This window comes from Idiomarina sp. UBA3162 (genome assembly GCF_002364475.1).
In the GTDB taxonomy this organism is placed as follows: domain Bacteria; phylum Pseudomonadota; class Gammaproteobacteria; order Enterobacterales; family Alteromonadaceae; genus Idiomarina.
Genome location: NZ_DEYI01000066.1, coordinates 9,807 through 10,170, shown reverse-complemented (window position 1 = coordinate 10,170; position 364 = coordinate 9,807). Strand labels below are relative to the sequence as shown.

Here is a 364-nt window from a genome sequence, read left to right as displayed (position 1 = left end):
AAAGCGAAACACCGCTACGATGAATATCAAGCCATGTTTGGTCGCTTATTCGAGCGTTGTGCAGATATGCGCCGCGCCGGTGCTGCAGCCCTCGACCTCGCCTATGTCGCAGCCGGTCGTTACGATGGCTTTTTCGAGTTTGGTTTGAGACCCTGGGATTTGATGGCCGGTGATCTCCTGGTTCGTGAGGCAGGCGGCATCGTGACCGATTTTGAAGGCGGTCACAATTATGTTCAAAGCGGCCATATCGTGGCCGGCGCACCTAAGGTACTTAAGCAGATGCTCGCACAACTGCGCAAGAAGCCAGAAAGCAACGACTAAACGCGATGATAAGAACGACAAAGGCCGGCAAATTTGCCGGCCT

Annotated in this window: 1 protein-coding gene; it reads left to right on the top strand. The window is 54.1% G+C overall.

Annotation, left to right across the window (positions count from 1 at the left end; translation table 11 throughout):
* The coding region (locus tag B2X00_RS08550; RefSeq protein WP_290487164.1) for an inositol monophosphatase family protein at positions 1 to 321 on the top strand (321 nt) is incomplete at its 5' end.
* Between the last annotated feature and the right edge of the window lie 43 nt (positions 322 to 364).